At 48.6% G+C, this 3252-nt stretch carries 4 protein-coding genes and 1 pseudogene; 4 read left to right on the top strand and 1 reads right to left on the bottom strand.

What is annotated here, in order from left to right; genetic code table 11:
* Positions 1–427 (bottom strand): annotated as a pseudogene (locus tag Q1V74_RS02205) (hypothetical protein); the annotation flags it as partial.
* A gap of 142 nt (positions 428–569) precedes the next feature.
* Here Q1V74_RS02205 and rfbD point away from each other — a divergent pair.
* From rfbD to Q1V74_RS02185, 4 genes are all read left to right on the top strand, one after another.
* Positions 570–1466: a dTDP-4-dehydrorhamnose reductase gene (gene rfbD / locus Q1V74_RS02200; RefSeq protein ID WP_300646867.1), complete on the top strand. Its 897-nt coding sequence runs from the start codon at positions 570–572 to the stop codon at positions 1464–1466.
* Positions 1467–1491: 25 nt separating this feature from the next.
* Positions 1492–2361, top strand: a complete 870-nt coding sequence (rfbA, locus tag Q1V74_RS02195) for a glucose-1-phosphate thymidylyltransferase RfbA (protein ID WP_300646866.1) — start codon at positions 1492–1494, stop codon at positions 2359–2361.
* A complete protein-coding gene (rfbC, locus tag Q1V74_RS02190) occupies positions 2358–2909 on the top strand; it encodes a dTDP-4-dehydrorhamnose 3,5-epimerase (protein WP_300646865.1) in 552 nt (183 codons plus the stop codon). Before rfbA ends, rfbC begins: the two co-directional genes overlap by 4 nt.
* A gap of 35 nt (positions 2910–2944) precedes the next feature.
* Positions 2945–3252 (top strand): GDP-mannose 4,6-dehydratase (locus tag Q1V74_RS02185; protein ID WP_300646864.1); only part of this gene is annotated, 308 nt, incomplete at its 3' end.

Here is a 3252-nt window from a genome sequence, read left to right as displayed (position 1 = left end):
GGGCATAACCTTGTTGTGCTACCGCAAGCCCGCGCTGGTATTCTGCCCAGCGCGGATAGTTCACCAAAGGTTGGCGTAGCCGCACGTTAAGGTTAGTGGAGTCATAGCTAAGATCAGCGCGCTGCAAGCCCCCTAATATATTGGTGCGCTCACGCCAGCCTTTAACGCGATGATCGCTGTATGACCCTTGTAATTGGGGCAATAAACCAGCACGACTGATCTTTTTCTGTGCCTGCGACACACCAAACTGGCTGACCGCTGCTTTATAGTTAGGGTCATGGGTCAGCGCCATCTGCCATACGCTATACAAGTCCAACGGCGCGCTTTGCGCCCACACGGTGCTACTCAGGCACACGATAAGCCCTGCCCCTAAACGAAACAGGCGCTGCCAAATAAATCTAAATGTGGGTAAGCGTGGCTTTGTCATGCAAAAAGATGGGTTCGCCAAACAGAAATCAAAACAAGCATCATACCATTGCCATCTGGTTCTATCGCAACAAAAATAGGTAAGCAAGCTACAATATAACGGTCATTTCTGCTTGTTCACTATCGGGAGGAAGTCCGCGGTTATGCAACATATTTTAATTTTAGGTAAAGACGGACAGGTTGGTACAGAATTACAACGTAGTTTATCCGCGTTGGGAAAGGTGACGGCGCTAGGTCGTGACCGTGCTGATTTACAAGATGTGGGGGCATTACGTACTACGTTGGCACAGATTCAACCCACCGTGATCGTGAACGCCGCTGCCTATACAGCCGTGGATAAAGCGGAGTCCGATCAAGCCACCGCGCAGCGTATCAACGCCGAAGCCATTGGTCGTATTGGGCAGTTTGCTTATGAGAACCATGCTTTGGTGGTGCATTATTCCACCGATTATGTATTTGATGGTAAACAAACTACCCCCTATACCGAAAAAGACCGACCGGATCCACAAAACGTCTATGGTCAAACCAAACTGGATGGGGAAATCGCCCTGCGCCACAGCGGCTGTGAGCAGTTGATATTTAGAACCAGTTGGGTGTTTGCGGGGCATGGTAATAATTTTTTGCGCACGATGATGCGTTTAGCCATGCAGCGCGAGCAGCTCACAGTGGTAGACGACCAGTTTGGGGCGCCGACCTCGGCCGAGCTGATCGCAGATGTAACCGCTCTGGCTATTTGGGCACATCGCCGTGGGCAAATGCCTTCGGGGCTGTATCATTTAACGGCCGCTGGGCAAACCAGTTGGCATGGCTTTGCCCGCTATATTGTGCAACAAATGTTAGCTCATGGCATGCAACCCCGCGTACAACCAGATCATGTTTTAGCTATCCCGTCATCCGAATACCCAACGCCTGCCACTCGCCCTGCGTTTTCCCTTTTGGATAGCAGCTTGTTACAAGAACAGCTGGACTTGCAATTACCACACTGGCAAACTCATGTACGACGTGCCGTAGCACAATTAGCTCCGTTTGCTCAGCTTTAACCCCTATTACAAGATATTAAATATAATGAATCACAAAGGTATTATTTTAGCCGGCGGGTCTGGTACACGATTACACCCAGCCACGCTAGCGATTAGTAAACAGCTTTTACCTATTTACGATAAACCCATGATTTACTACCCGCTTTCTACGCTCATGTTAGCGGGTATACGCGATATTTTGGTGATCTCTACACCGCAGGACACGCCTCGGTTTGAGCAACTGCTTGGTGATGGTTCACAATGGGGATTAAATTTATCCTACGCTGTGCAACCAAGCCCCGATGGCTTAGCTCAAGCCTATACGATTGGGGCGAATTTTGTGGGTAATCATCCTTCTGCTTTAGTGTTGGGCGACAACATTTTCTATGGACATCATTTTCATAAGCTCTTGCAAAGCGCCTGCCAGCGACAAAGTGGCGCCACTGTGTTTGCCTATCATGTTCACGACCCTGAGCGCTATGGCGTGGCAGAATTCGATCACACAGGAAAGGTTCTGTCCTTAGAGGAAAAGCCAGCACAACCTAAATCTAATTATGCCGTCACGGGATTGTATTTTTATGACAATCAGGCTGTGGATTTAGTACGGGATCTGAAGCCTTCTGCACGCGGTGAATTAGAGATTACCGACCTAAATAAATTGTACCTTGCCCAGAATCAGCTTCATGTCGAGATCATGGGGCGGGGCTATGCTTGGCTTGATACCGGCACGCACGAATCCCTACTGGACGCCAGCCAGTTCATTGCTACGATTGAAAGCCGTCAAGGGCTAAAAGTATCCTGTCCAGAGGAAATCGCTTATCGTCAGGGCTGGATCGATGCCGAGCAGCTACAACGTTTAGCCACACCACTGGCTAAAAATGGCTATGGTCAGTATTTAATGGGGTTATTAAAATGAAAGCCACCGCTCTTGCTATTCCCGACGTGTTCCTGATCGAGCCCAAGGTATTTGGGGACGAACGCGGTTTCTTTTTTGAGAGCTTTAATCACCGCCAGTTCGAAAAAGCCATCGGCCGCACGGTTAAGTTTGTGCAGGACAATCACTCTAAATCTGTGCAACACGTGTTGCGTGGGCTGCATTTCCAAACCCAACAGCCTCAGGGCAAGCTGGTACGCGTGGTGCAGGGCAAGGTCTTTGATGTGGCGGTGGATATTCGCCCCGATTCGCCCACCTGTGGGCAGTGGGTAGGGGCGCATTTGTCAGCCGAAAATAAACACCAGCTCTGGGTACCCGAAGGATTTGCACATGGTTTTGTGGTGCTGTCCGAGAGTGCCGAGTTTTTATATAAAACCACGGATTACTATGCCCCACAGTTTGAGGCGGGCATTGCTTGGAACGACCCTGATTTAAATATTGATTGGCCTTTTACAGGGGATCCTATCCTATCTGCTAAAGATCAAAATGCGATGAGCCTTCAAGATTATTTAAAAACCTTACCTATATAACATAATCTATACTCTAACTGCCAATTGGAAAATATATGCGTATCCTTGTAACTGGAGGAGCAGGTTTTATTGGATCTGCAGTGATTCGCCATTTAATCGATCACACGACTTTTCATGTCGCTAATCTAGATAAACTCACCTACGCGGGCAATGTGGCGTCTTTAGCTCACGCTAAAGACGCCGATCGCTATACCTTTTATCATCATGACATTTGCGATGCTCAAGCGGTGGCACGTATTTTTTCAGAATTTAAACCCACGACCGTCATGCATTTAGCGGCCGAATCGCACGTGGATCGATCGATTACAGGGCCCGGTGCGTTTATTCAAACCAATATTGTAGG

The sequence above is a fragment of the Paenalcaligenes sp. genome (assembly GCF_030152715.1).
GTDB classification, from domain to species: Bacteria; Pseudomonadota; Gammaproteobacteria; order Burkholderiales; family Burkholderiaceae_B; genus Paenalcaligenes; species Paenalcaligenes hermetiae.
This window is presented reverse-complemented; position numbering and strand designations above follow the sequence as displayed.

Excerpts from the sequence above, each read along its gene's own strand:
- rfbD (WP_300646867.1), top strand. The coding sequence starts at position 570 with ATGCAACATATTTTAATTTTAGGTAAAGACGGACAGGTTGGTACAGAA.
- rfbA (WP_300646866.1), top strand. The coding sequence starts at position 1,492 with ATGAATCACAAAGGTATTATTTTAGCCGGCGGGTCTGGTACACGATTA.
- rfbC (WP_300646865.1), top strand. The coding sequence starts at position 2,358 with ATGAAAGCCACCGCTCTTGCTATTCCCGACGTGTTCCTGATCGAGCCC.